The sequence below is a fragment of the Rhodococcus sp. MS13 genome, assembly GCF_013277835.1.
GTDB lineage: Bacteria > Actinomycetota > Actinomycetes > Mycobacteriales > Mycobacteriaceae > Rhodococcus_F > Rhodococcus_F erythropolis.
On sequence record NZ_VBTL01000003.1, the window covers coordinates 391,308 to 416,588 of the forward strand.

The 25,281-nt window shown below is 61.5% G+C and carries 24 protein-coding genes, 1 tRNA gene and 1 other RNA gene; 19 read left to right on the top strand and 7 right to left on the bottom strand.

The annotated features are described in order from the left end of the window. The first annotated feature begins 6 nt into the window (after positions 1-6). Both argE and FEZ59_RS07560 read left to right on the top strand, forming a co-directional pair. On the top strand, positions 7-1,194 hold the full coding sequence (gene argE / locus FEZ59_RS07555) for an acetylornithine deacetylase (protein WP_084325697.1): 1,188 nt from the start codon (positions 7-9) through the stop codon (positions 1,192-1,194). A gap of 26 nt (positions 1,195-1,220) precedes the next feature. Then, positions 1,221-2,510: an MFS transporter gene (locus FEZ59_RS07560; protein ID WP_172932479.1), complete on the top strand. Its 1,290-nt coding sequence runs from the start codon at positions 1,221-1,223 to the stop codon at positions 2,508-2,510. 22 nt (positions 2,511-2,532) lie between these two features. On the opposite strand, the gene FEZ59_RS07565 is transcribed toward FEZ59_RS07560, so the two are convergent. Both FEZ59_RS07565 and FEZ59_RS07570 read right to left on the bottom strand, forming a co-directional pair. Next, positions 2,533-3,312, bottom strand: a complete 780-nt coding sequence (locus FEZ59_RS07565; protein WP_046377798.1) for a helix-turn-helix domain-containing protein — start codon at positions 3,310-3,312, stop codon at positions 2,533-2,535. Between the two features lie 39 nt (positions 3,313-3,351). Continuing rightward, a complete protein-coding gene (locus FEZ59_RS07570) occupies positions 3,352-4,023 on the bottom strand; it encodes a response regulator transcription factor (protein WP_019746521.1) in 672 nt (223 codons plus the stop codon). Positions 4,024-4,156: 133 nt separating this feature from the next. Between FEZ59_RS07570 and FEZ59_RS07575 the strand changes: the two genes are divergently transcribed. After that, positions 4,157-4,465: a DUF6191 domain-containing protein gene (locus FEZ59_RS07575; protein ID WP_003943895.1), complete on the top strand. Its 309-nt coding sequence runs from the start codon at positions 4,157-4,159 to the stop codon at positions 4,463-4,465. 41 nt (positions 4,466-4,506) lie between these two features. On the opposite strand, the gene FEZ59_RS07580 is transcribed toward FEZ59_RS07575, so the two are convergent. Beyond that, positions 4,507-5,325 carry a pentapeptide repeat-containing protein gene (locus tag FEZ59_RS07580; protein ID WP_134998556.1) on the bottom strand — a complete coding sequence of 273 codons (819 nt, stop codon included), beginning with the start codon at positions 5,323-5,325 and terminating at the stop codon, positions 4,507-4,509. Between the two features lie 227 nt (positions 5,326-5,552). On the opposite strand from FEZ59_RS07580, the gene FEZ59_RS30000 reads away from it, so the two are divergent. The 3 genes from FEZ59_RS30000 (at position 5,553) to FEZ59_RS07595 (ending at position 7,090) form a co-directional block, all read left to right on the top strand. Next, positions 5,553-5,684: an alpha/beta hydrolase gene (locus FEZ59_RS30000; RefSeq protein WP_092765389.1), complete on the top strand. Its 132-nt coding sequence runs from the start codon at positions 5,553-5,555 to the stop codon at positions 5,682-5,684. Positions 5,685-6,071: 387 nt separating this feature from the next. After that, positions 6,072-6,662: a hypothetical protein gene (locus FEZ59_RS07590; protein WP_020905887.1), complete on the top strand. Its 591-nt coding sequence runs from the start codon at positions 6,072-6,074 to the stop codon at positions 6,660-6,662. Beyond that, the gene (locus FEZ59_RS07595) at positions 6,659-7,090 is read left to right on the top strand and encodes a YbaB/EbfC family nucleoid-associated protein (RefSeq protein WP_172932480.1); all 432 of its coding nucleotides are present in this window, start codon (positions 6,659-6,661) and stop codon (positions 7,088-7,090) included. Before FEZ59_RS07590 ends, FEZ59_RS07595 begins: the two co-directional genes overlap by 4 nt. A gap of 56 nt (positions 7,091-7,146) precedes the next feature. On the opposite strand, the gene FEZ59_RS07600 is transcribed toward FEZ59_RS07595, so the two are convergent. Continuing rightward, positions 7,147-7,234 (bottom strand) — tRNA-Ser (locus tag FEZ59_RS07600). Positions 7,235-7,370: 136 nt separating this feature from the next. Between FEZ59_RS07600 and ffs the strand changes: the two genes are divergently transcribed. From ffs to FEZ59_RS07620, 4 genes are all read left to right on the top strand, one after another. After that, positions 7,371-7,470, top strand: an RNA gene (ffs, locus tag FEZ59_RS07605) — signal recognition particle sRNA small type. Between the two features lie 42 nt (positions 7,471-7,512). Continuing rightward, positions 7,513-8,805: an aminotransferase class I/II-fold pyridoxal phosphate-dependent enzyme gene (locus tag FEZ59_RS07610; RefSeq protein WP_019746524.1), complete on the top strand. Its 1,293-nt coding sequence runs from the start codon at positions 7,513-7,515 to the stop codon at positions 8,803-8,805. A gap of 98 nt (positions 8,806-8,903) precedes the next feature. Then, on the top strand, positions 8,904-10,259 hold the full coding sequence (locus tag FEZ59_RS07615) for a glycosyltransferase 87 family protein (protein WP_172932481.1): 1,356 nt from the start codon (positions 8,904-8,906) through the stop codon (positions 10,257-10,259). 18 nt (positions 10,260-10,277) lie between these two features. Then, positions 10,278-10,859 (top strand): HhH-GPD-type base excision DNA repair protein, encoded by a 582-nt coding sequence (locus FEZ59_RS07620; protein WP_060939268.1) that lies wholly within the window; start codon positions 10,278-10,280, stop codon positions 10,857-10,859. A 7-nt stretch (positions 10,860-10,866) separates the two neighbouring features. Here FEZ59_RS07620 and FEZ59_RS07625 read toward each other — a convergent pair whose 3' ends face one another. Beyond that, positions 10,867-11,775 carry a LysR family transcriptional regulator gene (locus FEZ59_RS07625; protein WP_134998553.1) on the bottom strand — a complete coding sequence of 303 codons (909 nt, stop codon included), beginning with the start codon at positions 11,773-11,775 and terminating at the stop codon, positions 10,867-10,869. A gap of 101 nt (positions 11,776-11,876) precedes the next feature. Here FEZ59_RS07625 and FEZ59_RS07630 point away from each other — a divergent pair, with 101 nt between their 5' ends. Continuing rightward, positions 11,877-12,923 (top strand): putative sulfate exporter family transporter, encoded by a 1,047-nt coding sequence (locus tag FEZ59_RS07630; protein ID WP_172932482.1) that lies wholly within the window; start codon positions 11,877-11,879, stop codon positions 12,921-12,923. Here the strand turns inward: FEZ59_RS07630 and FEZ59_RS07635 are convergent. Next, complete coding sequence (locus FEZ59_RS07635; protein WP_021342611.1) at positions 12,916-13,920, bottom strand: AraC family transcriptional regulator; 1,005 nt, start codon at positions 13,918-13,920, stop codon at positions 12,916-12,918. The two genes, FEZ59_RS07630 and FEZ59_RS07635, sit on opposite strands and share 8 nt — an antisense overlap. Before the next feature lie 200 nt (positions 13,921-14,120). Here FEZ59_RS07635 and FEZ59_RS07640 point away from each other — a divergent pair, with 200 nt between their 5' ends. The 7 genes from FEZ59_RS07640 to FEZ59_RS07670 all read left to right on the top strand — a co-directional run bounded on the left by FEZ59_RS07640 (position 14,121) and on the right by FEZ59_RS07670 (position 21,172). Then, on the top strand, positions 14,121-15,095 hold the full coding sequence (locus tag FEZ59_RS07640; protein ID WP_172932483.1) for a quinone oxidoreductase: 975 nt from the start codon (positions 14,121-14,123) through the stop codon (positions 15,093-15,095). Positions 15,096-15,125: 30 nt separating this feature from the next. Beyond that, the gene (locus FEZ59_RS07645) at positions 15,126-16,025 is read left to right on the top strand and encodes a TauD/TfdA family dioxygenase (protein ID WP_172932484.1); all 900 of its coding nucleotides are present in this window, start codon (positions 15,126-15,128) and stop codon (positions 16,023-16,025) included. Between the two features lie 51 nt (positions 16,026-16,076). Continuing rightward, positions 16,077-17,129, top strand: a complete 1,053-nt coding sequence (locus tag FEZ59_RS07650; RefSeq protein ID WP_003943988.1) for a 3-keto-5-aminohexanoate cleavage protein — start codon at positions 16,077-16,079, stop codon at positions 17,127-17,129. 96 nt (positions 17,130-17,225) lie between these two features. Further along, positions 17,226-18,587 (top strand): MFS transporter, encoded by a 1,362-nt coding sequence (locus FEZ59_RS07655; RefSeq protein ID WP_172932485.1) that lies wholly within the window; start codon positions 17,226-17,228, stop codon positions 18,585-18,587. Continuing rightward, the gene (locus tag FEZ59_RS07660) at positions 18,587-19,210 is read left to right on the top strand and encodes an alpha/beta hydrolase (protein ID WP_031332750.1); all 624 of its coding nucleotides are present in this window, start codon (positions 18,587-18,589) and stop codon (positions 19,208-19,210) included. The genes FEZ59_RS07655 and FEZ59_RS07660 overlap by 1 nt, the downstream gene beginning before the upstream one ends. Further along, complete coding sequence (locus FEZ59_RS07665; RefSeq protein ID WP_172932486.1) at positions 19,203-20,792, top strand: long-chain fatty acid--CoA ligase; 1,590 nt, start codon at positions 19,203-19,205, stop codon at positions 20,790-20,792. The genes FEZ59_RS07660 and FEZ59_RS07665 overlap by 8 nt, the downstream gene beginning before the upstream one ends. Positions 20,793-20,800: 8 nt before the next feature. Next, positions 20,801-21,172 carry a carboxymuconolactone decarboxylase family protein gene (locus tag FEZ59_RS07670; RefSeq protein ID WP_019746535.1) on the top strand — a complete coding sequence of 124 codons (372 nt, stop codon included), beginning with the start codon at positions 20,801-20,803 and terminating at the stop codon, positions 21,170-21,172. Positions 21,173-21,178: 6 nt separating this feature from the next. On the opposite strand, the gene FEZ59_RS07675 is transcribed toward FEZ59_RS07670, so the two are convergent. Beyond that, a complete protein-coding gene (locus tag FEZ59_RS07675) occupies positions 21,179-22,492 on the bottom strand; it encodes an ammonium transporter (RefSeq protein ID WP_003943791.1) in 1,314 nt (437 codons plus the stop codon). A 162-nt stretch (positions 22,493-22,654) separates the two neighbouring features. Between FEZ59_RS07675 and FEZ59_RS07680 the strand changes: the two genes are divergently transcribed. Next, entirely contained in the window at positions 22,655-24,916 is a 2,262-nt protein-coding gene (locus tag FEZ59_RS07680; RefSeq protein WP_172932487.1) for a DNA polymerase III subunit gamma and tau, read from the top strand. The last annotated feature ends 365 nt before the right edge of the window (positions 24,917-25,281 follow it).

The window sequence follows — 25,281 nt, forward strand, 5'->3', positions numbered from 1 at the left end:
ACCCAGATGTCGTCCACCACGTTGTCCGCTGTTCCAACCGAGAGAAGTCTCGACTGGGTGCAGCGCCTCATCGGAATCGATACGACGAGTGCCGTGAGCAATCGACCGTTGATCGATCTCATCGCCGCGGAACTACGTCGCCACGGGGTCGAGCCGATACTCGTTTCCGACGACGAGGGTTCCAAGCTGAACCTGTTGGCAACATTCACGCCTCCTGACGGAAGCACTGCCGGTGGAGTGATGTTTTCCGGCCATACAGATGTAGTGCCGGTCGACGATCAAGACTGGAGCAGCCACCCTTTCACTCCCGAAATTCGCGACGGAAGTCTGTACGGACGCGGCACGTGCGACATGAAGTCGTTCATCGGGATCGTTGTCGCGGCGATCCCCGACATCGTTGCTCGGCCGCTGGCGAAGCCGATTCACTTTGCATTCTCCTACGACGAGGAAGTCGGCTGCATCGGTGCGGCCGGGTTGGTCGAGGAGGTTGTTTCCCGGAACCTGCGCCCTGATGTGTGCGTCGTCGGAGAGCCGTCGGAGATGCGGGTCATTCGCGCACACAAGTCGATGAATGTCATACGTGTTGATCTGCATGGTGTTTCGGCGCACTCGTCGCTTACTCCGCAAGGAGTCAACGCGATCGAATACGGCGCGGAGTTGATTCGATTCGTCAGAAGCGCGGCCGACGAGCTCCGTGCGTCCGGCCCGTACGACGACGCATTCGACGTGGCCTGGACGACGTGTTCGGTCAATCTCGTATCCGGCGGGATCGCAGTGAACACTGTCCCCGAGGATTGCTCCATCACTTTCGAATTCAGGAGCATCAGCTCAGCTGGCGCCGCAGATTTGCTCGAACGCTTTGCCGCCGAGGCGAATCGGATCGAAAACCTGATGCAGGAAGAAAACCCGTCAGCCTCCGTGACGATGCACGTGTCGGCCTCGGTTCCTCCCCTGGAGACGGATGCGAATGCTTCGGCGGCCGCACTGGTCGAACAATGGGGTGGTCGGTCCTCGGACGAAAAGGTCGCGTACGCCACCGAGGCCGGGATGTTCGCGAGTATCGGTGTCCCCACTGTCGTGTGTGGGCCGGGAAGCATCACTCAGGCGCATGCACCTGACGAGTACGTGACACTTGACCAATTGGCACAGTGCGAGCAGTTCGTTCGGAACGTCATCGCTCACGCCCGCGCCTGACCCACCCTCACCCCCTAAGGAAAACCATGTCCACGGCAACTACGCCAACCTCCGGAGCAGTCACCCCGGAACGCCTGGCCGCTGCTCGCAAGGCGGTGATCAGCAGTTCGCTCGGCGCTGCGCTCGAATGGTTCGACGTCATCGTCTACGCATCATTTGCAGTGGTCATCGCCCATAACTTCTTTCCCGGCGGCGACAACACTCTCGGCTTGATACTGACGTTCGCGACGTTCGCGATCTCATACGTCATCCGGCCGCTTGGCGGGATGGTTCTCGGAAGCTATGCCGACCGTCGCGGGCGCAAGAACGCCTTGACGTTGACGATGATGCTGATGATGATCGGCACGCTCATCATGGCCGTGGCGCCGACGACCTCGATGATCGGGCCGTGGGCCGGCGTCGTCATCCTGGTTTCGCGACTCATTCAAGGATTCTCCGCAGGCGGTGAATTCGGTACTGCTACAACCTTCCTCGTGGAAACTGCACCGCACAAGAAGGCGTTCTACTCTTCCTGGCAGGTTGCCAGCCAGGGTGCTTCGGTTTTCCTGGCATCGTTGTTCGGATACGTGCTCAATACCCATCTCTCGCATGAAGCGCTCTACTCGTGGGGCTGGCGCGTTCCGTTCTTCTTCGGCATCATCGTCGGGCCGGTCGGTCTCTACATCCGCGCCAAGCTCGATGAAACGGACGATTTCAAGACGAGCGTTCCGGAAAAAGCCCCACTGAAGACGACGCTGACCAGGCATCTCGGCCGGGTGCTTACCGGCGCCGCAGTAGTCGGCGTCGCGACGATCTCGATCTACCTCATCTTGTACATGCCGACGTTTGCCGTGAAGAACCTCGGAGTATCCGCCTCTGCCGGCTACCTCGGCGGAATCGTCGCCGGACTGGTCACCTTGATCACCGTGCCGTTGATCGGTCATCTTGCCGATCGGGTCGGACCTGCGAGAGTTATGACCTGGGCCGCCGTTGCGGCAATCGTCCTGGCCTGGCCGCTCTTCAAACTGATGGTCGATCACCCCTCGACTCTGACGCTCGTCCTGGTTGTTTCGGCCCTGGGCGTCATCATGGCGTTTGCCTTCGGCCCCTTGCCTGCCTTGATGAGTTCGCTGTTCCCGGCGGAGATCCGGGCTACCGGGATGTCTTTGTCGTACAACCTCGGCGTGACCTTGCTCGGCGGAATCGCGCCGTTGGTCTTGACCTGGTTGATCAGTACAACAGGCTCGCTCGACGCTCCGAGCTACTACTACATGACGGTCGCAGTGCTCTCCCTCGGCGGGCTGTGTTCTGCCAGGACGCTTTTCAGTCAGAAGTGACGGCGGGGGAGCGCGGTAGCGATCATGCGACCGCGTCTCCCTCTGCCAGCGCGACAACGGTATCCGACCCGTGCCAGTCGGGGGCTTGGGTTCGCAGTAGAGCTGCCGGGGTCAGCGAAGAGATTCGGCGGCATTCACGCGTCAAGTGGGCCTGATCGCTGAATCCGCAGTGGGCTGCGGATTCAGCGAGGCCCAGTGCGGGTCGACTGCGAGCGAGCGCCATGAAACGCTGGAGGCGCAGGATCGAGCGCAGCGTTGCAGGGCCGTATCCGAAGGCGTCGTTGCATCGACGCTGGAGTTGGCGCGAAGTCAGTGCCGCCGCGTCGGCGAGAGTGCTGACATTCCACGAATGTTCGGACAGTGCGGTGCGGACGTGGTTGATCACCGGATCGTGACGGAAACTCGAACTTGCCCAACTCCGGACAGCGCTTTCGAGGATCGAGACTTGTTCGTGGTCTTCGGAATTTTCCAAGCGGTTCAACAGTATTCGTTCCGTGCGTGCGTCGGTTACAGCGCTGAGGTCAGCGCGAGAATCTCGAAGCTCGGACGCCGAGGTTCGCAACATCGGCGATGCCGATCCAGGGCGGAATCGAACACCCACGGAGCGTGTTCCGGGCGGAAGAGTGAATGACCATGCAGCGGTTTCGGGGCCACAGACGCGTATGCCGACGCCACGTATCCACAGCACGTCCATGCAAGCATCGGGCACGAGCAGGTGTTCACCTTCTGCGCACGCCGTCCAGCCACACACCAGGATGTCGGAGAGATCCGGGGCGACCGATTGTGGTGTGTACCAACCCATGACAAGAGCCTATCGAGCGCCACCGACACGAAGGCGAGTTCATTCGACCGGGCCGAAGCGATATCCGAACCCCCGGATGGTTTTGATGTACTTCGGTTTCGCGGGATTGGATTCGAGTTTGGACCGCAAGCTGAGAATGGTCGCGTCGACCACACGTGTCTTTTCGTGGTCGGAACCCCAGACGTTTCGGATCAGATGATCACGCGAGTACACGCGCCCAGGCTCGGTCGACAGTTCCAGGAGTACCCGCCATTCGGTCCGGCTGAGGACGAGCAGCTTTCCGCCCATCGTCGCCGTCATTGCACGTCGATCGAGGAGCAGGTCACCGTGACGTTGGTGTTTTCCGGCGGCGGGATGCGCGGTTTCACGAAGGATCGCGGTGACCCGAAGATCGAGCGCGTGAGAATCGATCGGGTTCAGTACGAAGTCCGAGACAGCGCCATGTGGTGCTTCGTCGATGTCCTCGTGGGTATCCACCAACATCATGATCGGCATCGAACTGCGCAAGCGGATCTGTCGTGCAATCTCGTAGCCGTCGATGTCCGGCAACAAGAGATCGATCACGGCGATATCGAAACTGTCGGTGTCCAGGTCGTCGAGTAGGCGGCGCCCGGTGCGGACGAGCTGTGTTTGATGACCAAAATGTACTAATTCGGCCCCGAGTGTCTGGGCAAGCTCCGAACGGTCGGTAGCTGCAAGTATCAAGCTCACGTGAAATCCTCCCCCCGAAGGTGTTACTAGTCGTAACAGCTTGCATTCTGGCAGATCATCCACCGCATGGCCACAACAAGGTGGCTGATCAAAAGTTGAGGGGACCTGGGGCGTTCGCCGCTAGACTTCTTTCATGGGCACTCTGTTCGCGTTGACGCTGCCAGGCTTGCTCGTGCTGCTGGTCCTGTTCGCGTTCGCCGAGACTCTCTGGAACCGGCTTACCGGTGGCCGGGCCCTGCCGTGGACCCGGGGGCGTACGACTCGTCCGGTCTCGGCGGCGGGCTTCGAAGAGGTTGCTGCCCTGTTTCAGGGGTCCAAGCATCATGAATTCGAACAGCGGCAGAGCGCGTTGATGCATCGTGAGGACGGAACCGACGGTGACCCGCCGTGGGTGTCCGTCGATCCGGACGCCAACAAGGTCGTTCTCCGTCGACGGAGTTGACAGTCGACGGAGTTGACAGTCGACGGAGTTGACAGTCGGGCTCAGGCCCAGTGGCTGGGGCGGGTCAGTGAATCGGGGAGTGTGGTAGCCGAATCGCCAACCGCCGCGTTGATCTGGAACTGAGTGAGAAAGATACTGCCGCGGAGTTTTGCGCCGCGAATGTCGGTGCCGCGCAAGTCTGCACCGATCAGATCAGCTCGATCGAGTTCGCAGTCGCGGAGGTCTGCACCGATCAGGTAACTCCCGCGAAAGTTGGCTCCACGTAGATCGGAACCACGAAATCTGGCGCCGATGAGGTCTGCGCCGCGGTGGTCGAGTTTGCGACCCTTCTTGCCTGAGATCGGCGAGCGCACAAGGTTACTCGTCTGCAAGAGCAGTGTGTTGACTGTCGCTCGGTGTGCTGAGACGTCGACGGCTTGAATCTGCGAAGGCGTGCCATTGGTCAGGCTTTCCGTCTCTGCGAGTGCAGCGTTGAGTTCCTTTCGTATCGAGTGGGTTTGCTTCAGCGAGCGGGCTTCGGCGAGATACCAGAGCAGTTCGTGCAACTGGCGTACGACAGGGAACGTTTCGAACATGTCTGACGCGGTCTCCGGGCCATCATGCCAGCTGATGCCGTCGTAGGTCTGCTGTGAAACCTTCTGTCCCGCACCGAAACAGTCGTACACGGTGCAACCGGTGAAGCCCTTCTTTCGCAATCCGGTGTGAATGCCGCAGCGGAAATCCTGCTGCAGGTTCTTGCAGGGGTCGCCGGCATTCTTGTTGGTCGCGAAGTCGGAGGACTTGGAAAAGGGGAGTGCGACGCAGCACAGGCCGAAGCAACTGCTGCAATCCGCGAGCAGATTGGTCTGGCCGGCAAGCACGCGTACTCCCGATTGTTGGGTTGGACGGAAAGTCTGGCTTCGAGTTCGTGAGTCTGTCAAACGAATTTTCGTGGTTCTGAAGCAGTCGATGCGCTGCTACGCTGCTTTTCGCATGTCGATTCGAAGCCGGGGGGCTTGGGTGGGGAACGAAGTACTGCAAGCGGGCGGCGGTTGGATTCGGGGCAAAAGGCGTTGGAAAGGCCGGAACTTTCGGGTCGACTTCGGTGATGGCCTGGTGTGGATATGATGCGCCGCAAACGATTCCACAAGCAGGGCTCGACGGGTACGCCGACGGCGGCGCGGGATCGCTGGATCGATTCCAAGACGGACTGCGTGCATCCCACGACGGCACGCATTAATGCAACACGGTCATCGGACACATTTACGGATCGACCGTGATCGGCGCTGCGGCGCCTCGGACGGACGATCAATGGACGCGAATGATCTGTTCTTCGTGGGAAGCCCCGGAACATGTCGGTGGCCACGTGTACGCCGCCGCCGCGGCAAATGATCCGGTTCCGATGATCGGGGACGTGTTCGGCGGTCTCTCGCATGGCGCGAACCCCGCGAACGATCTTCCGCTGATCGGAATTCGGTGCCACTGTCATCGAGTCCGCACCCGGAACCGGGATCGACGCGGGTCTGTTGGGCGAGCTCCCCAGCCCAGTCGCACACAGCGAGTATTGGGAACGCACCAACCCGGCTCTTGCCGGGATGGGCCACGTGATCGCCGGACTAGGAGCGCCATGACCAACGCAACGCGACGCCGTAAAGCACTCGGCATGAGCAGTATCGCGGTGGCAATCCTGCTGTCGGCGTGTACGACCCTGCTGTCGGCGTGTACGACGACGGAGAACGGGAAAGTGATGGAAGCCAACTTGAATCTGACCCTCATGCAGGCACAGGCCAAGGTGATCGAATACATGACGGACACGATCACGGTACTGCCGCCGGGCGCCTACTTGACGCGGTATTCCGAACTGAACCAGAAGGTCACCCTCGATCCGGGTGGCACCGTCCCGTGCAATGACAGCAATCTGTCGAAGGACACATCCGTGGACTACGGCGTGACGTACTTCCTCACCTCAACTGAAACCGCCGACATCCCAGGTTTCGGTGATCCGATTCGCAATCTGTGGACTGAGCGCGGCTGGAAGTTTCGAACGTACGACTCCGCTGGGGACTCGACGAGCACCGAGACAATCTTGCCGGATGGATATCGAATGGTTCTGGAGGAGTACGCGCGGGGAGCAAGTTTGACCGGGTCGTCGCCGTGTTTCCCCCGACCCGATGCATCGGATCGTCCGAACGCGCCCGTGCAGATCGATCAACCTTGACCGGGCCCGCGTCCTCGTTTCCCGAGTTGACTGTCCTCGCTCGCCAAGTCGACGCCGAGGTCGGGAAGGTTCGCGCCCGCGCAGATGCTGGAGGTGGTGCAGTCAGCGTCGAGGTCGACGCGTACGGCGCGATCACTGACTTGCAACTCACCGAGAGCGGTCTCCGGGCCGGCGCGGCTGCGCTCTCCGCCTCGATCGCAGCGGCCCACCGAACCGCTTCTGCGTCAGCAGCGTCTGCCGCGCAAGAACTACGCGCCCCACTCCTCCGTGACCCTCGCGTCGCCAGGGCAATGAATGCTTTCAATGCAGTGGACGCGTTCGATCAGGCGCTGGCCGCACCTGAACCTCACGTGGTGAAACGAGCCGACCGCGCGTCGGTCGACGACGACCTACCCTTCGACGGCGGTTCGTTCATGCGACGTGCCTGAGCCCGGGCAAAAAGAACCCCTGCGAACCGCTTCTCAGCAGTTCACAGGGGTTCCTTTGGCGGAGGATAGGGGATTTGAACCCCTGAGGGCGTTAACCCAACCCGCGTTCCAGGCGAGCGCCATAGGCCACTAGGCGAATCCTCCGTGGAGCAGCATACCCAATTGCAGGCGTGAAGCGTTAAACGGGTACCTGACCTGCGAAGAACCGGTGGTTCTCAGGGTTTGCATCTCCACCCCGGTAGGTGGTGTGCAGCGGCCGACGAAAGCCGTCTACACTGTTCATTGGATCCCGCGCGGCGCGCATCCTGTGAACTCCCCCAGGGCCGGAAGGCAGCAAGGGTCAACGGGCTCTGCCGGGTGCGCGGGGTCCTCTATTTTTTTCACATACCCGACCCCGCCTCGTCGGTGAAAGGCCGCTCCGGATGCCTATCCAAACCCAGATCGGGTTGATGAGCCATGAAGAACTCACCTCCGAGCATGAGAGCCAGAGCGCGAAGTACACGCAGCTCCAGGCGCAGAAGCTCGCACTCGATCTGACCCGCGGTAAGCCTTCCCCGGAACAACTCGACCTTTCCGCAGAGCTGCTGACGCTGCCCGGCGACGGTGACTTCCGAGACGGCAGCGGCACCGACTGCCGTAACTACGGCGGACTCACCGGTCTGCCGGAACTGCGCGCCATCTTCGGTGAGCTGCTGGGTATCCCCGTTGCGAACCTTCTCGCCGGCAACAACGCGAGCCTCGAGATCATGCACGACAACGTCGTGTTCTCACTGCTGCACGGCACTCCGGATTCGGCCCGGCCGTGGGCACAGGAAGAGAAGATCAAGTTTCTCTGCCCCGCACCGGGCTACGACCGCCACTTCGCGATCACCGAGTCCCTCGGCATCGAGATGATTGCGGTGCCGATGAACCACGACGGCCCGGATGTCGTCAAGATCGCCGAACTTGTTGCGTCAGATCCGCAGATCAAGGGCATGTGGGCGGTTCCGGTTTACGCGAACCCCACCGGTGCCGTGTACTCCGAAGAAATTGTCCGGACGCTCGCGTCGATGCCGACGGCCGCGCCGGACTTCCGCCTGTACTGGGACAACGCATATGCCGTGCATCCTCTCGTCGGCGAGACCGCACCTTCCTACGACATTCTCTCGATGGCAGCGGAGGCCGGACACCCCAACCGTCCGCTCGTGTTCGCGTCGACGTCCAAGATCACTTTCGCCGGCGCTGGTGTGAGCTTCTTCGGTAGCTCGGCGGAAAACCTTGCCTGGTACCAGAAGTTCCTGGGTAAGAAGAGCATCGGACCTGACAAGGTCAATCAGCTTCGCCACCTGCGTTTCTTCGGCAATGCCGACGGCGTTCGTGCGCACATGGAGAAGCATCGCGCGTTCCTCGCACCCAAGTTCGAGCTCGTACTGCGGATCCTCGAGGATCGTCTAGGTGCTTCGAAGGTTGCGTCCTGGACCGAGCCGAAGGGCGGATACTTCATCAGCCTCGACGTGGTCGACGGCACGGCCAAGCGGGTCATCGAACTGGCGAAGAACGCGGGTATCGCGCTCACCGCTGCCGGATCGGCTTTCCCGTACAGCACGGATCCGGATGACCGGAACATCCGGTTGGCCCCGAGCTTCCCGTCCACGGCTGAACTCGAAGTTGCCATGGACGGCGTGGCGACGTGTGTCCTGCTCGCAGCCACCGAATCGCGTCTCTCCGAGATCTGAGTTCTCGAAGCGGCGTGCCCGGTCGGTACTTTTCGGTCTCGTCTTGTACCGTTCGGAGCATCAATTCCCGACATAGGGTGTAAATCCCGGAGGTTGTAGTGACGGGCGCGATCAACGCTTCGGATGGGCCTTCTTTCGAGGCGCACACCGCGAAATCAGAGTCGGTCATCGAAGCTGACATACCGCGACGCAGTCTCCGTGTCGGTGTTCTCGGATTCTCTGTGCTCGGTGTTCTGGCAGTCGCATCCGTGCTGATGGTTCTTTTCGCCGTGCCGATGAATACGCGGTACTGGGGGATCTTCGAAAATTTCCTCGATCTCGACGTCTACCGCCACGGCGGCAGCGTTGTGGTTCAGGGCCTTCCGTTGTACGACGGGCCAGTCCTGGAAGGGATGATGTTCACGTACACCCCGTTTGCGGCTTTGCTGTTCACGGTGTGGGCGGTGCTCTCGTTCAAACAGGCGATTGTCGTGTGGACGGGTTTGAACATCGCTGCGTTGTTCGCAGTGATCGTGTTGTGCTGGAAGTACCTCGGTTATCGGCTCGACGTGAAGGCGTACGCCGTCAGTGCGTTGGCCACCACGATCTTTCTGTTCATGGAACCGATACGTACGACGCTCTGGCTCGGGCAGATCAACATCTTCCTGCTGCTCTTGATCGTGTGGGACCTCGGTCGGGACGAGAAGAGTCGGCTCCGAGGAATCGGGGCAGGCATCGCCGCCGGTGTGAAGCTCACTCCGGCCTTCTTCTGGGCGTACCTCTTCATCACTCGTCAATGGCGTGCGTTGGTGACGGCCGTCGTGACGTTCGCGGCGACCGTCGCGATTGGTTTCGTCGTGATCTACAACGATGCGTACAAGTACTGGACCGGCACTCTTGTCGACAGCGAACGCGTCGGACCGACGGATGCTCCGAGCAACCAGTCCGTGTCCGGTCTGATTGCTCAGCTCACTCACACTCCGACGCCGTCGCGGGTCCTGGTCCTCGTCTTCAGTGCGCTGGCAGTATGCCTCGGACTCGGTGCCGCGTGGATTGCTCACCGGCACGGCCAGAAATTGCTCGGCCTCACCATGACGGGGTTGACTGCGACCACTGTCTCGCCGTTCTCGTGGGGTCATCACTGGGTGTGGTTCGTCCCGCTGGTCGTCCTCGCCGCGCACTACGCGATGGTGTCGAAGAAGCGCTGGGCGTGGATGGCGCCGTTCGTTTTCCTGCTCCCGGTCTTGAACTGGTCTCACACTTGGTGGGACCCGTCGGTCATTCCGGGTACGGATCGCTTTGTCGGAATGGGCCTGTTCATGTTCGTGCCGCCCGAGTATCTGCGGATTCCGACCGTCGGCGTCTACCTCTGGGTCTTCACGCTTGCCGCGGTCTCGACGTTGGTTCTGTTCGGCTGGAAGAAGTGGAAGATTCCGGCGCCGGATGCGTCGGCGCCGGTCACAACTGCCGCCTGACGTGGCAGTATCGGACTCATGGCACTTCAACTGAACCTTGTCGGTGATCCCGAAGCTGATGCCCTCCTGGCCGAGGACCCGTTGGCGTTGTTGATCGGAATGCTTCTCGATCAACAGGTTCCGATGGAAACGGCCTTCCTAGGTCCGAAGAAGCTGGCGGATCGGCTCAGCGGTATCGACGTCAGGCATATCGCCGACATGGACACCGACGAGTTCATCGCCATCTGTGCCGAGCCTCCGGCTGTGCACCGATTCCCCAAGTCGATGGGCGAGCGTATCCAGCTCATGTGCCAGTTCATCGTCGAGAACTACGACGGCGACACCGCGGCGATCTGGACTTCGGGAAATCCTGATGGCAAGGAAGTGCTGAAGCGGCTCAAAGCCCTACCCGGTTACGGGGATCAGAAAGCCCGGATCTTCCTGGCGTTGCTCGGAAAACAGATCGGCGTCGAGCCGAAAGGTTGGCGCCAAGCGGCCGGCGACTACGGGCTCGAGGGCTCGAGGCGCTCGATTGCAGACGTGGTCGACGAACAGTCTTTGCTCGAGGTCCGCGAGTTCAAGAAGGCCGCAAAGGCGGCAGCGAAGGCCGACAAGAAGTAAGCCGCTTTCAGGATTTCCGGGACCCGCTCGCACGCACTACTTTCATCAGGTCGCCTGCGGGGCCCTCGAGCTGACGCGGCGGGCGCCACACTGCACGCAGGGATCGGTCGAGTTCCAAGCCTTCGACGGCTACGACCCGAAGTTCTCCCTGCTTCACCTGGTCGTCGACGGCCAGCGTGCTCAGTACCGCCGGGCCGACGCCACCGAGCACGCTGGTTCGAATCGCGGCCGAACTACCCAGTTCCAACAACGGTGCACCGCGCTCGTATTCGTGTAACGCCAGGTCGAGAGTCGTTCTGGTTCCCGATCCGGGCTCACGCACCAGCAGCGGTGTCGCTGCCAGTTCGGCGACGGTCAGCGGCTTTCGTCGACGCGCCCATGGATGATCCGGGTGAACGACCACGACCAGCGAGTCACGAGCGACGGTGACGCTGGGCAGGCTCTTCGGAACGGTCGGTGACTCGACGAATCCGAGGTCACACATTCCTACTTCGACGGCTTCGAGTACGCGTGTCGAGTTGTAGACCTGAAGGTGGACGGTGACACCAGGATGCAGTGATCGAAAGACGCCGAGCCAGGCCGGGATCAGATGTTCGGCGACGGTCATGCTGGCACACACGGTCAATTCCGCGGATCGTTCGGTCCGCATCCCTTCGGCGACGTCGAGAAGCTGCCTCGAGTTGGCGAGGACGCGGCGCGCCCAGTGGACGATGACGGTCCCCTGCGGAGTCAAAGTCGCACCCGTCGACCTTCGGTGTATGAGTGGCATCCCGAGCTGCCGCTCGAGGGCTTTGACGGCGCGGCTGGCATTCGGTTGTGCGATGTGAGCCAGACGGCTTGCAGCACTGAGGCTTCCGTGATCGTCGATGCCGACGAGTAGCTCGAGTGTGGTGAGGTCGGGCCACCTTCTGGTCATGCAGACAGGCTATACCCAGCATCTATTCCATATCGATCTGATATGTCGTGATGGTAGAAATCGCCCTACCGGAGCGATGGTGGCTCAAGGACGCTGGATGAGTGAACCGTGATGTGAAGTCCGTGGCCGAGAAACCCGCAGTCGCCCCTTCGTCAGAAGTACGAGGGTGGTCGAGTGTGGCTGCATTGGTGCCCGGAGTTGCGTTGTGCGCCTTGGGTGCCACGGTCGCGCTGATAGCCGGTCGGTTCACCTCCGCCGTGAGTCCGTTGCTGATTGCGATCGTGGCGGGTGCGGTGTTGGCGAATACCGTCTCTTTGCCGGCGAAATTCCAACCTGGCCTGGCATTCTCGGCGAAACGGCTACTTCGGGTGGGTATCGCTCTGCTCGGGCTGCAATTGATGTTCTCCGACATCGTCGGTTTGGGTTGGGGAGTGATCGCCGTTGTGGTGGCGATAGTGTTCCTCGGTATCGCCGGGACCATGTATGCCGGAAAGCTTCTGGGATTGAGTTGGTCGCAGAGGATTCTGATTGCCTGCGGCTTCTCGATCTGTGGCGCAGCCGCTGTGGCTGCTGCGGACGGTGTGGTGAATGCGCGAGAGGAAGAGTTGCTGACCGCTGTAGCGCTGGTGGTGATCTTCGGAACTCTGATGATTCCGACGATCCCCTTGCTGGCCGATGCTTTCGGTATGAACGAGATCGAGGCGGGCATGTGGGCCGGTGGGTCGATCCACGAAGTGGCACAAGTAGTGGCTGCCGGCAGCGCTCTCGGCGCCACCGCGTTGGGTGTCGCGACCGTGGTCAAACTTGCGCGCGTATTGATGTTGGCGCCGGTCATGGCGTTTCTGAGCATTCGGCAACGCACGATGGTCGACAACACCGCCACCAAGCGGCCCCCGCTGATTCCGTTGTTCGTCGTGGCATTCATCGGCTGCATGGGTTTGCGCTCCACCGGAATGTTGCCAAATGAGCTTCTCGGATTGGCGAAGACCGTGCAGACGGCGCTGTTGGCTGCTGCGATGTTCGCTCTCGGGCTGGGGGTGCGGCTGAGCGTCATTCGTGGAGTGGGCGCACGACCATTCGTTCTGGCCGCGATTTCCACCGTGTGGGTGGCGACGATCGCCTACGTCGGAGTCGTGCTGGTCAGCTGATCGAGCGTTGAGTCCGCCATGCGCTCGGGCTCGTCGAGAACTGAGTGCGAAACCAGCGCGAGAAACTACCCTGCGTCGAAAACCCCAGGTGGACCGCCACTTCGGTCAATGAATAGCGAGGGTTGGCGACAAATCGTTCCGCGAGGGTGCTTCGGACCGAATTGAGAACGGCCGTGAACGTATCTCCGGATTCGGCGAGATGACGGTGCAGTGTCCGCCGGTCGAACCCGAGGCTTCGTGCCACCTGCTCGACAGAGCAGCGGCCGGTCGGAAGCAGAACTTCGATCAATTCCTTGGTGCGGCTGAGGGTGTCGGAGGTTTCCGATGCGGGAAGTGAGTCGAGGAACTGGCGAGCGTACGGCCGGAGCAACTCGTCGGACAGTTGGTTTGCCGCATCCAGGTCGGCGGCGAAGAAAACGATTCCGGTGAATTCGTGATCGAATTCCACGGTGTCGCCGAGGATTCGTCGATGCGTGCTCGTATCTTTCGGGGCATTGTGCGTGAATCCCACGCTGACCGGATGCCATCGAGAACCCAGGAAACTTCGCAGGATCTGCAGCGTCGCGCCGACTGCGAGTTCGACGCTCTGCCTGGTGTCGACCGGTTCGCCGACCTCGAGCGAGATTCGCAGGGTGGCGAGTCCGTTGACCTCGTTCAGTCGAATGCGTAATGACTCGTTGTACGTGTGCTCGTATCGCATCAATACGTCGAGCGCGCTCCTGACGTCTGGTTCTTCCCTGATGACCAAGCTGAGGGGACCGAGATTGGACAGTCGACGCAGGCCGGCGAGTAGAAGCCCGAAGTCTTCGTGTCCGGACTCCGCTGCCGATCGCTCCAGGAGCGATGCGATGGAGGCGGCCGGTACCCATTGGTCGGGGTTCGCCAGGCTTGCCGGGCTCAGGCCGACACTTCTCATGAGGGCCACAGCGTCCACGTCCACTGTTCGGCACAGGTCGACGTATCGGTTCAGTGACGCGTAGCGGGCGAGTGGCTTCATAGGGCCCCCTTTACTCGATGTCCCGAAATGTTGTGTTGTGTGTCTCGTCAAGTTAAGCATGTGAGCCGGATCTCACATAGTTTTGTTCACATCAGTTCGGCACGACCGCGAAGTCGAGCACCGACTTCTGGAAGTTGTTGCGTACGAATACAGCTCGACCGTAATCGAGTCGAGCCCGCCCACAGAATTGGAGAGCATTGATGGCAAACGCCATTCGGTTCCACGAGATCGGCACACCGTCCGTCATGCGTTGGGAAGAGATCGAGGTAGGACGACCGGGTACCGGAGAGGTTCGGGTTCGTCATGAAGCGGTGGGGTTGAACTTCGCCGACACCTACTTTCGAAGTGGCCTCTATCCTGCGCAATTGCCTGCCGGGATGGGCGTTGAGGGCGCCGGTGTGGTCGAAGAGATTGGCGAGGGAGTAGTCGATTTTGCAGTGGGGGACCGTGTGACCTACACCGGCAGTCCGCTGGGTGCGTACGCCACCGAGCGGATCATGGCGTCGTCCGACCTGATCGCGCTACCCGACGGCATCGCCTTCGACACCGCGGCCGCCATGACCATGCGAGGACTGACTGCCGCCTACCTTCTGCGTCGCATCTACCCGTTGAAAGCGGGAGACACCGTGTTGCTGCATGCTGCGGCGGGCGGGGTTGGACTGATCTTCACCCAGTGGGCAAAACTGTTGGGAATCAAAGTGATCGGAACGGTGTCGAGCGACGAGAAGGCGAGCGTTGCCCGTGCTCACGGGTGCGATGAAGTCGTCATCTACACCCGCGAGGACGTCGTAGCGCGTGTCAAGGAGATCACCGGGGGCGTCGGCGTGTCGGTTGTCTACGACAGTATCGGGCAATCCACGTTCGACATCTCTCTCGATTGCCTTGCCAGGCGCGGGCTGCTGGTGTGCTTCGGAACGGCGTCCGGGCCGACTCCGCCGATTCAGGCAATGCAGTTGGCCGTCAAGGGATCTCTCTTCCTCACACGTCCGGCACTTGCCGATTACATCGCGGATCCCGAGGAACGTGCCGAATTGGCGGGCGAACTGTTCTCACACGTCGAATCCGGGCGAATCAAGATCGAGATCAACCAGCGATACCCCCTCGAAGATGCGGTGCGTGCGCACCACGACATGGAGTCCGGTCGCAGTATCGGTTCCTCCGTCTTCTCCGTCTGAACCGAAACAGCACTTCCCAGAGGAATTGTCATGACCAACACCGCAACGTTGACAGAAAACCTTCCCTCGTCGACCAGCACGATCCGCGTCGAGAAATTGACCTGTTCGATCGGGGCAGAGTTGTCCGGGGTGGATCTCAGCGAGGTCGCGCGAGATGCTGCACTCTTTGCCCAGATCAAGGGATTGCTGCTCGAGCACAAGGTTCTGTTCTTTCGCGACCAGAACTTCTCCAGAGCCGAGCACGTAGAACTTGCCCAGCGATTCGGTGAACTCGAGGATCATCCGGCCCTGGGCAGCGACCCCGACCACCCGGGCCTGGTCCGCATCTACAAAGACCTGGACAGCCCGCCGGAGCATTTCGAGAATGCGTATCACTGCGACGCCACCTGGCGCGTGAACCCGCCCATGGGATGTGTATTGCGTTGTGTGGAAACACCTCCGGTCGGCGGCGACACGATTTGGGTGAACATGGCACTCGCCTACGAGAATCTGCCGGCGCGGGTCAAGGAGCAGATCAAGGATCTGCGTGCCAGGCACAGTATCGAGTCGACCTTCGGCGCTCGGATGCCGATCGATCAGCGGCACCAGCTGAAGGAACGCTTTCCCGACGCCGAACATCCCGTGGTACGAACACATCCGGAGACCGGCGAGAAGATTCTTTTCGTCAATTCGTTCGCCACACACCTCGTGAACTATCACACGCCCGAGAACGTCCGCTACGGAATCGATTACGCCCCCGGCGCCGGGAATTTGCTCACTTACCTGGCGAGCCAGGCTCAGATTCCCGAGTATCAGGTTCGGTGGCGCTGGACCGAGAACAGCGTCGCGATCTGGGACAACCGGTCGACACAGCATTACGCGGTGCAGGACTACTGGCCCGCGGTTCGAAAGATGGAGCGCGCCGGAATCATCGGCGACGCACCGTTCTGATCTCTCTTCCCAGCCCCGAAGATAATTCATTCACTCGATCGGAGTCACGCTATGCATTTCCACGACGATTCACTGTTCCCCGAAACCCAGGACAAGCTTGTCATCACCGTTGCTCCCTACGGACCGGAGTGGGAGCCGGACGATTTTGCAGAAGACCTCCCGTTGTCGATGGACGAGCATGTCCAGCAAGCCGTCGACTGCTTCAACGCCGGTGCCACCGTTCTTCACATCCACGTGCGTGAACTCGACGGCAAGGGCTCGAAGCGACTGTCGAAGTTCAACGAGCTTCTCGGCCGCTTGCGTGAGGCCGTTCCCGAGATGATTCTGCAGGTCGGCGGCTCGATTTCGTTTGCCCCGGAGGGCGAAGGCGCCGATGCGAAGTGGTTGTCCGACGACGTGCGTCACATGCTGGCGGAATTGGAGCCGGCTCCCGATCAGGTGACGATCGCGATCAACACCAGCCAGATGAACATCATGGAACTGATGACCGACGACGACATCGCGGGTACGTCGATGCAGCGTCCGGAATTGGCGGACACGTATCGGGAAATGACCGTGCCCGCCGGTCCGGAGTGGGTGGCAGAGCACCTGCGCCGGTTGCAGGCCGCCGGAATCCAGCCGCATTTCCAGTTGTCCAGTATCCCGCAGCTCGAAACGGTGGAGCGGTTGATCCGACGCGGCATCTACACCGGCCCGGTCAACCTCACATGGGTGGCAATCGGCGGCGGCTTCGACGGCCCCAACCCGTACAACATGATGAACTTCGTCCAGCGTGTTCCCGACGGTGCGTGCCTGACGCTGGAAACGCTGATGCGTAGCGTCCTGCCGGTGAACACGATGGCCATCGCGATGGGCTTGCACGCTCGTTGCGGCAACGAGGACACCATCTGGGGCCGCAAGGGCGAGAAGATGACGTCGGTGCAGCAGATCGAGCAGTTGGTGCGCATTGCAGGCGAATTGGGCCGCGAGGTGGCTACCGCGAAGGAAGCTCGGGACATCTACCGGATCGGCGAGACGTATGCCGACACCGACGAGACGTTGGCGAAGCTGGGTTACGCGCCCAACCGCCGGATCGGCCAGCTGGGATTCACGCAGCACGCCTGAGTTCGCACCCTCTCGTACAACAGTTCCGGGGGTACGAACCGCGACGGTTCGTACCCCCGAATCCCCCCGTCTACCTCGAGTACTTCTAGGAGAGTCATGGGACTGCAAGCTCCCGCCACGCCACGTGTGGACACCGCGCTCGGAATCGGCGGACGACGAAAGTTATACCCGTGGATCGTTTTCGCCCTGGCTTTCGGTCTTCTGCTCTCGGACTACATGTCGAGGCAGGTGCTCAGTGCAGTCTTCCCGATCCTGAAAGCGGACTGGGATCTCTCCGATTCGCACCTCGCCTCCCTGAGCAGCGTGGTGGCATTGATGGTCGGGCTGTTGACGTTCCCGTTGTCGCTGCTCGCGGACCGCTGGGGCCGCGTCAAGAGCTTGATCTTGATGGCGGTGTTGTGGAGTGTCGCGACGTTGCTGTGCGCAATCGCTCAGACCTACGAACAGATGTTGGGCGCCCGGTTCCTGGTCGGTGTCGGTGAAGCGGCGTACGGCAGCGTGGGTATCGCCGTGGTCCTCAGTGTGTTTGCGCCCCGCGTGCACGCAGCTCTTGCCGGTGCCTTCATGGCCGGTGGATCGTTCGGTTCGGTCATCGGTGTGGCAATCGGTGGGTTCATCGCAGTCCAGTTCAGTTGGCGGTGGTCTTTTGCCGCCATGGCGATCTTCGGTCTGATTCTGGTTGCGCTGTTCCGTGCCCTCGTCACCGAGAAGAAGCTCACCGCTTACGCCGTCGAGGCCGCGCCGGATGCCGCCGGGGAAGCGGTGAGACACGACGGTTTTCGTGCGCCGGTGTCCTCGCTGTTCACCAATCCCGCCGTGTTGTTCGCCTACATCGGTGGTGGTCTCCAGATGTTCACCGCCGCTGTACTTCTGGCGTGGTTGCCGAGCTTCTTCAATCGCTACTACGATTTGGCCCCGGACAAGGCCGGCGTCACAGCTTCCGTGTTCGTCCTCTTGGTCGGAAGCGGGATGGTGGTCTGCGGTTTCATCACAGATAGATTCAGCCGCGACGATTCGGCGCGAAAATGGACTACCGCCATCGTTTACTGCGCCATCTCGTTGGTGACGCTGAGTATCGGGCTCCGGTTGGGCACGGGGACAGCGCAACTCGTGTTGCTCGGTATCGGTGCGTTCTTCTCCGCCGGTTCGTCGGGGCCGACAGCGGCGATGGTCGCGAACCTCACCCATCATTCGATTCGAGCGTCGGCTATGGGCACGCTCACCGTTGCCAACAACCTTCTGGGACTGGCTCTCGGTCCCTTCGTGGTCGGCATTCTCGCCGACCACCTGGGTCTTCTCGGCGCGCTCCAGCTTTCGCCCTTCGTCTATGTCGTCGCGGCCCTCGCACTGATTGCGGGCAAGCGAGCCTACCCGGCGGGAATGAGGCGGCTGGCGACATTGCAGAAGGGGCCCGAAAGCCTCGGCGCCACTGAAGTAACAGACGTTCGGAGTTCATGATGAATGAATCAACCACGGTAGTAATGGTTCCCGGTCTGCGGGATCATGTCGAGGATCATTGGCAGACTCACCTCGCGCGCAGGCTCGACAATGTTCTGACGGTTCCTCCCCTCGAGACCGACAAGCTCAGCCGCGATGCCAGGGTTGCGGCGTTGGACGAGGTGCTGACAAGTGTTGGCGGGCCGGTGGTCCTGGTCGCGCACAGCGCCGGAGTCATGACCGTTGCTCACTGGGCGAGGGCGCACCATCGAGAAGTTGCCGGCGCACTTCTGGTCACGCCGGCGGATCTCGAACTTCCGCTGCCCGAGTCCTATCCGTCGCTCGAGGAGCTCGACCGGAACGGGTGGCTACCGATACCGCGTCAGCGTCTGCCTTTTCCGAGCACGGTCGCGGCGAGCCGGAACGATCCGCTCGCCGGGTATCGCCGAGTTGTGGGTTTGGCTGAAGGATGGGGGAGTCGGTTGCTGGATCTGGGTGAGGTCGGACATCTCAATCCGGCATCCGGATACGGGTATTGGCCGCGGGCGGAATCGTTGGTGTGGGAACTGCTCGAGTCGGTGTCGCACGCCGCCTCGTCTCGTACCACGGATTCCGAGGCGCAGGAGGAACACAGTCATGCTTGATCTTGCTGCTCTGCTGGAAGATTCGGCCCGGCGATACCCGGAACGGGATGCGCTGGTTCTCGGGGATGCGAGGCTGACGTATGCGCAGTTCGACGCGTACTCGAATCGCATCGCCCATCTGCTCGTCTCGCGGGGTGTCGAGCCAGGTGACAAGGTGGCGTTGTCCTGCCCGAACGTTCTCGAGTTCCCGATCGTCTACTACGGCATTCTCAAGGCCGGTGGCGTCGTCGTTCCTCTGAACATCCTGCTCAAGGGGCGCGAAATTGCCTATCACCTGGCTGATTCGGAAGCGAAGCTGTACTTCTGTTTCGAGGGAAGTCCCGAATTACCGATCGCCGAGTACGCCATCGCCGGGTTCGAGCAGAGCGAGACCTGTTCGGCCCTGATCGTGATCAGCACCGAGCCGGGTGCACCGTCGTCGACCCTCGGAGTCGAGACTCTAGGCGAAGCACTGGCATCCGTGTCCGGCACGGAAACGCCTGCAGCCGCGGTTGTTCGTGAACCGACGGACACCGCGGTCATTCTCTACACCAGCGGCACGACCGGAAAGCCCAAGGGCGCCGAACTCACTCACTGCAACATGGTCTTGAATGCACTGTCGACCAACCGGTTGTTCGAGAGCGTTCCGTCCATGCATGAGCGTTATCTCCTGACTTTGCCGTTGTTCCACTCGTTCGGCCAGACAGTGACCATGAATGCGGGAATCTGCGTCGGTGCCACTTTGGTGTTGATGCCGCGCTTCGATGCGACCGCGGCACTCGAGATCATGGAACGCGAAAAGATCTCGGTCTTCGCGGGCGTCCCGACCATGTATTGGGGACTGCTCGGCGTGCTGGAGGAGGTAGTGAAATCCGGGGTGGATATCGAGACCGTTGCACAGAACATGCGGTGCGCGATCTCCGGTGGTGCAGCGCTTCCCGTCGAAATCTTGACACAGTTCAGGGAACGCTTCGGTGTTCAGATCCTCGAAGGGTACGGGTTGTCCGAGACCTCTCCGTTGGCCTTGTTCAGTGACCCGGAGAGCGACCCCCGGCCCGGTTCGATCGGCGTGCCGATCTGGGGCGTCGAAGCGCGGATTGTCGATGACTCTTGGCGTACGATCACCGGCCCCGATGAAGTGGGTGAGTTGGCCATTCGCGGGCACAACGTCATGAAGGGCTATTTCAACCGACCCGAGGCGACGGCGGAAGTAATGTGCGACGGATGGTTTCGCACCGGGGATCTGGCACGGGTCGATACCGACGGAAATTACTACATCGTCGACCGCGCGAAGGACATGATCGTGCGGGGCGGATTCAACGTCTACCCACGCGAAATCGAAGAGGTTCTGCTCACCCACCCAGCCGTCTCACTCGTCGCCGTCGTCGGGGTGCCGGACACGAGCCTCGGCGAAGAAGTTGTCGCCTACGTGATCCGAGAGCCGAGTGAAGAGATCTCCGAATCGGATCTCGTGGAATGGTCGCGGGAACAGATGGCCGCCTACAAATATCCGCGCCGCATGGAGTTCGTGCCGTCGCTGCCGATGACGGCAACCGGAAAGATTCTCAAACGTGAACTGAATCAAGCATTTTCGATTGTCTGAGGAGATCGATGACTGACGTTCGAGCAAGTGAAGCTTTTCCCGTGACCCAGGCTATGAAGGATTCGGGTGGCTGGAATCCGTTGTGGGACGGACTTTCGGAGCTGGATCCCGAGTGGACCGAGCTGTACATGAAGACAGCAATGCAGCCCTGGAACAGTGGGGTGCTGTCACCTCAGGTGATCCAGTTGCTGTGCATAGCCGTCGATGCGGCGAGCACGCACATGTACGCGCCCGGCGTACGACGTCATATTCGCGCCGCGCTCGACGTGGGAGTGACCCCGAAGGAGATTCTCGAGGTGCTGAAACTGACCACCGTCGTCGGGATTCACTCCTGCAATGTCGGCGTTCCGATCCTGATGGAGGAAATCGCGAACCGGTGACGGCGGTCAGTCCCGTTCGCGGTTCTCCCGTTCCTCACGCTGACGCTGGAGGAACGGGCTCGGGTTCTGTCCGCCGATCGGGCCGTGGCCGAGGACTCCGTGCTCGTAGGCGGACTCCGCGTGCAGGGCAACGTCGATTCCGCGGGCCTCGTCTTCACGCGAAATACGGAAGCCGAAGGTCTTGTCGATGAGCTTTCCGAGACCGTAGGTCACACCGAAGGCATAGAGCGCGACCACGACGACACCGACGAACTGCTTGCCCAGCTGCGCGAATCCACCGCCGAAGAACAAACCTTCCGGACCGCCCGTCATCACGGCCGTCGCGAGGAGTCCGATCAGCAACGAGCCGACGATTCCGCCGACGAGGTGCACGCCGACGACGTCGAGGGAGTCGTCGTAGCCGAGCTTGTGCTTCCATCCCACGGCGTACGAGCAGACGATGCCCGCGATCAGACCGATGACGAGCGCACCGAACATGTTCACCGTTCCACACGACGGGGTGATCGCGACCAGACCGGCGACGACGCCCGAAGCTGCGCCGAACGTCGTGGGGTGTCCGTCACGGTTCTGCTCGACGAACAGCCAGCCGAGTAGTCCGGTACAGCCGGCGACGAGTGTGTTGAGGAAGATCTGCGAGGCCATACCGTCGGCCGCAAGGGCCGACCCAGCGTTGAATCCGAACCAACCGAACCAGAGCAGACCGACGCCGAGCAGGACGAACGGCAGATTGTGCGGACGCATCGACTCGGCCTTGAAACCCATCCGCTGGCCGAGGACCAGTGCCAATGCCAGGCCTGACGCTCCGGACACGATTTCGACCACGAGGCCACCGGCGTAGTCGAGTGCGCCCATCTGGGCGAGCCATCCCTGCGGATTCCACACCCAGTGAGCGACGGGGACATAGACGAGCAAGGACCAGATGGGGACGAAGATCATCCAGGCGGAGAACTTCGCGCGGTCGGCGATCGCACCACTGATGAGTGCTGCAGTAAGGATTGCGAACGTCAATTGGAAGGTTGCGAACAACACTTCCGGGACATTCCCGTGCACGGTCGACGGGTCGATGCCCGCCATGCCGATGTGTTCGAGTCCGCCGATGATGCCACCGTGATCGTCGCCGAACACGAGGCTGTAGCCCACGAACAACCACGCGACCGTGACGAGTGCGATGGAGACGAAGCTCATCATGATCATGTTGAGTACGCCGGTCGAGCGGACCATGCCGCCGTAGAAGAGCGCGAGTCCTGGCGTCATCAGAAGTACGAGTGCAGTACTGACGAGCAACCAGGCAGTTGCTCCGGCATCGATGGTGGCGGGCACAGTTTTCTCCTCACGCATGCGGACCAGCCCGCGTGCACGGAACCCACGATGGGTGCGTGCGGTTTCCTCCGCACTGCGATTGTGTTGCGAACATGTTTCGGGAGAAGTCGGCGTTGCACCCGCACCGGATCACCTGTCGTGGGTCGCCGGTAGTCTTTGCGCGTGGCCCTGTACCGGAAGTATCGACCCGCGTCCTTCGCCGAGGTGGTGGGGCAGGAGCATGTCACCGCACCGCTCAGCACGGCCCTCGACACCGGACGCATCAACCATGCCTATCTGTTTTCCGGCCCGCGTGGCTGTGGAAAGACGTCGTCGGCGCGAATCCTGGCGCGTTCGCTGAACTGTGAGCAGGGACCGACGTCGACGCCGTGCGATGTGTGCGACTCGTGCGTTTCGCTTGGCCCGGGTGGCACAGGCAACCTGGACGTGACGGAACTCGACGCCGCAAGTCACGGTGGCGTCGACGACACCCGAGAACTCCGAGACAAGGCGTTCCACGCCCCCGCCGCTTCTCGCTACCGCGTCTTCATCATCGACGAGGCACACATGGTGACGGCGGCGGGCTTCAACGCGCTGCTCAAGATCGTCGAAGAGCCGCCGGAGCACCTCATCTTCATCTTTGCGACGACGGAACCGGAAAAGGTTCTCCCGACCATCCGTTCGCGTACACACCACTACCCGTTCCGCCTGTTGGCGCCGTCGACCATGCGCGGACTCCTGGAAAAGATCTGCGCCCAGGAAGGCGTACCGGTCGAGCCTGCTGTTTATCCCCTGGTCATCAAGGCTGGCGGCGGTTCGCCTCGCGACTCGTTGAGTGTCCTCGATCAGTTGCTCGCGGGAGCCGGCGAAGAAGGTGTCACGTATCCGCGGGCGCTCTCTCTTCTCGGAGTCACCGACGTCGCGCTCATCGACGAAGCAGTAGACGCCCTGTCTGCCAGTGACGGAGCCGCCTTGTTCGGCACTGTCGATCGGGTGATGGACGCCGGTCACGATCCACGCCGATTCGCGCTCGATCTCCTCGAACGTCTACGCGATCTCATTTTGATGCAGGCAGTCTCCGATGCCAGCGAACGAGGGTTGGTCGATGCGCCGGAGGCCGAGCTGGTCACGATGCGTGAACAGATTCAGCGAGTCGGGCCGGCCACGCTCACCCGTTTCGCCGAAACCGTCCACGCTGGTCTCAGTGAAATGCGTGGGGCGACGGCGCCGCGGCTGCTGCTCGAAGTGATGTGCGCGAGAATGCTGCTTCCTTCGGCCTCCGACACCGAGTCGGCTGTGTTGCAGCGGCTCGAGCGCCTGGAACAAGGTATTCCGGCTGCCGGAGTCGCGGCTGCCGCTGCCCCTCGCGCGGCAGCAACGCCGGCACCGACTGTGCCGCCGCTCGAACCGGAGATTGCTTCCAAGTTCCAACGGCCCTCCCAACGCAAGGCCGAGCCTGAGGCACGGCCGGAACCAGCCGCCCCGGCTCCGGCGGCGCCGCCGGTCGTCGAGGCTCCTGTCGTCGAACCTCCGGTAGCGGCAGCTCCCGTGGTCGAGCCTCCCACCGTCGAGATCGTGGAACCGCCGGTTGCGGAAGCTCCAGTGGTTGAAGCTCCGGTGGTTGAAGCACCAGTGGTTGAAGCACCAGTGGTTGAAGCTCCGGTTGCCGAAGCTCCAATAGTTGAAGCTCCTGTGGTTGAACCACCGGCTCCTGCTCCGGTCGAAGCGGAAGAGCTGATCGGGCTTGCCGAGCCGGAACCCGACTACGAGCCCGAGCCCGAGTACGAGGAGCCGGCGGCTGCAGAAGCTGCGCCGGTCTCGGCGGGCCCCACAGTCGAGACCCTCCGTGAATCGTGGAACACCTTGCGCAACAAGGTCGGTGAACGAAACAAGGTTCTTCCGGCCATGCTGTCCGCTGCGACGGTTCACGACGTGCGTGGACATGTTGTGGTCATCGCTCACGGCTCGCCGGTCCTGGGTGCTCGTGTGACGCAACCGCACAACGCGGCGGTCATCTGCGAGGTCCTTGCCGAGATGTTCGGTGGCACTTGGCAAGTCGAGTACCAAGAAGGTGCGCCCACAGCGCCGGCAGCATCGAGCGCACCCAAGGCGACAGAAGCTGCGAGCCGCCCGGCCGCTGCGCCCCGCTTCTCGCGCCCCAGTCAGGAGCGTGCAGCACAGCAGCCCAAGGCCCCGCAGCCCCAGCGCGGAGATTCGGACGACATTCCGCCGCCTGAGGCCCCCGACTATCCGGAAGACCCTGGACCGGCCCCTGCTCCTGAGGTCGACTACGAGGCAACTCCTCCGCCTGCAACGCCGGAGGACGAGGACGAGATGTTCGCGGAGGCTGCTGAGCCCGCTGATCCGACTGCCAGACGTGATCCCGAGGACGTTGCAAAGGAACTCCTCAAGGACGTCCTCGGGGCACGCCGCCTCGAAAGCTGAGTTGCCGACTCGGTCCGTGCGCGTGAAACGGCTGTCGGAATGCCGCGGCACCACTGTGTGATCGAATTGTTATAAGTGCCGTTCCTTTTGTGTGCGCACGTGTCGAAAGGGCACCGGCTCGGCCCGGCAAAGCTGAATTGTGTGTGGCCGGTTTGCTGGCACATTCGTTCGCTCAATTCCGGTGTAACGAAACATCGATTCGGACGATGGTCGCCGAAGAATATCTGGAATTTCTCGTTGTCTGATCGACATTCGCGTGCTGTTGCTAATTCTCGGTGTGTCACGAATGTTCAGATTGATAGTTGTCGGATGTTTGTTTTGCGGTGATCGACCAATTTGGGACATTCGGCGAATTGGCCACATAT

Coding starts and splice junctions, on each gene's coding strand:
- FEZ59_RS07625 (WP_134998553.1), bottom strand. CDS start 11,775: ATGACCAGAAGGTGGCCCGACCTCACCACACTCGAGCTACTCGTCGGC.
- FEZ59_RS07610 (WP_019746524.1), top strand. CDS start 7,513: ATGCCTATCCAAACCCAGATCGGGTTGATGAGCCATGAAGAACTCACC.
- FEZ59_RS07560 (WP_172932479.1), top strand. CDS start 1,221: ATGTCCACGGCAACTACGCCAACCTCCGGAGCAGTCACCCCGGAACGC.
- FEZ59_RS07575 (WP_003943895.1), top strand. CDS start 4,157: ATGGGCACTCTGTTCGCGTTGACGCTGCCAGGCTTGCTCGTGCTGCTG.
- FEZ59_RS07640 (WP_172932483.1), top strand. CDS start 14,121: ATGGCAAACGCCATTCGGTTCCACGAGATCGGCACACCGTCCGTCATG.
- FEZ59_RS07665 (WP_172932486.1), top strand. CDS start 19,203: ATGCTTGATCTTGCTGCTCTGCTGGAAGATTCGGCCCGGCGATACCCG.
- FEZ59_RS07670 (WP_019746535.1), top strand. CDS start 20,801: ATGACTGACGTTCGAGCAAGTGAAGCTTTTCCCGTGACCCAGGCTATG.
- argE (WP_084325697.1), top strand. CDS start 7: ATGTCGTCCACCACGTTGTCCGCTGTTCCAACCGAGAGAAGTCTCGAC.
- FEZ59_RS07565 (WP_046377798.1), bottom strand. CDS start 3,312: ATGGGTTGGTACACACCACAATCGGTCGCCCCGGATCTCTCCGACATC.
- FEZ59_RS07655 (WP_172932485.1), top strand. CDS start 17,226: ATGGGACTGCAAGCTCCCGCCACGCCACGTGTGGACACCGCGCTCGGA.
- FEZ59_RS07660 (WP_031332750.1), top strand. CDS start 18,587: ATGAATGAATCAACCACGGTAGTAATGGTTCCCGGTCTGCGGGATCAT.
- FEZ59_RS07635 (WP_021342611.1), bottom strand. CDS start 13,920: ATGAAGCCACTCGCCCGCTACGCGTCACTGAACCGATACGTCGACCTG.
- FEZ59_RS07590 (WP_020905887.1), top strand. CDS start 6,072: ATGACCAACGCAACGCGACGCCGTAAAGCACTCGGCATGAGCAGTATC.
- FEZ59_RS30000 (WP_092765389.1), top strand. CDS start 5,553: ATGGCCTGGTGTGGATATGATGCGCCGCAAACGATTCCACAAGCAGGG.
- FEZ59_RS07650 (WP_003943988.1), top strand. CDS start 16,077: ATGCATTTCCACGACGATTCACTGTTCCCCGAAACCCAGGACAAGCTT.
- FEZ59_RS07620 (WP_060939268.1), top strand. CDS start 10,278: ATGGCACTTCAACTGAACCTTGTCGGTGATCCCGAAGCTGATGCCCTC.
- FEZ59_RS07645 (WP_172932484.1), top strand. CDS start 15,126: ATGACCAACACCGCAACGTTGACAGAAAACCTTCCCTCGTCGACCAGC.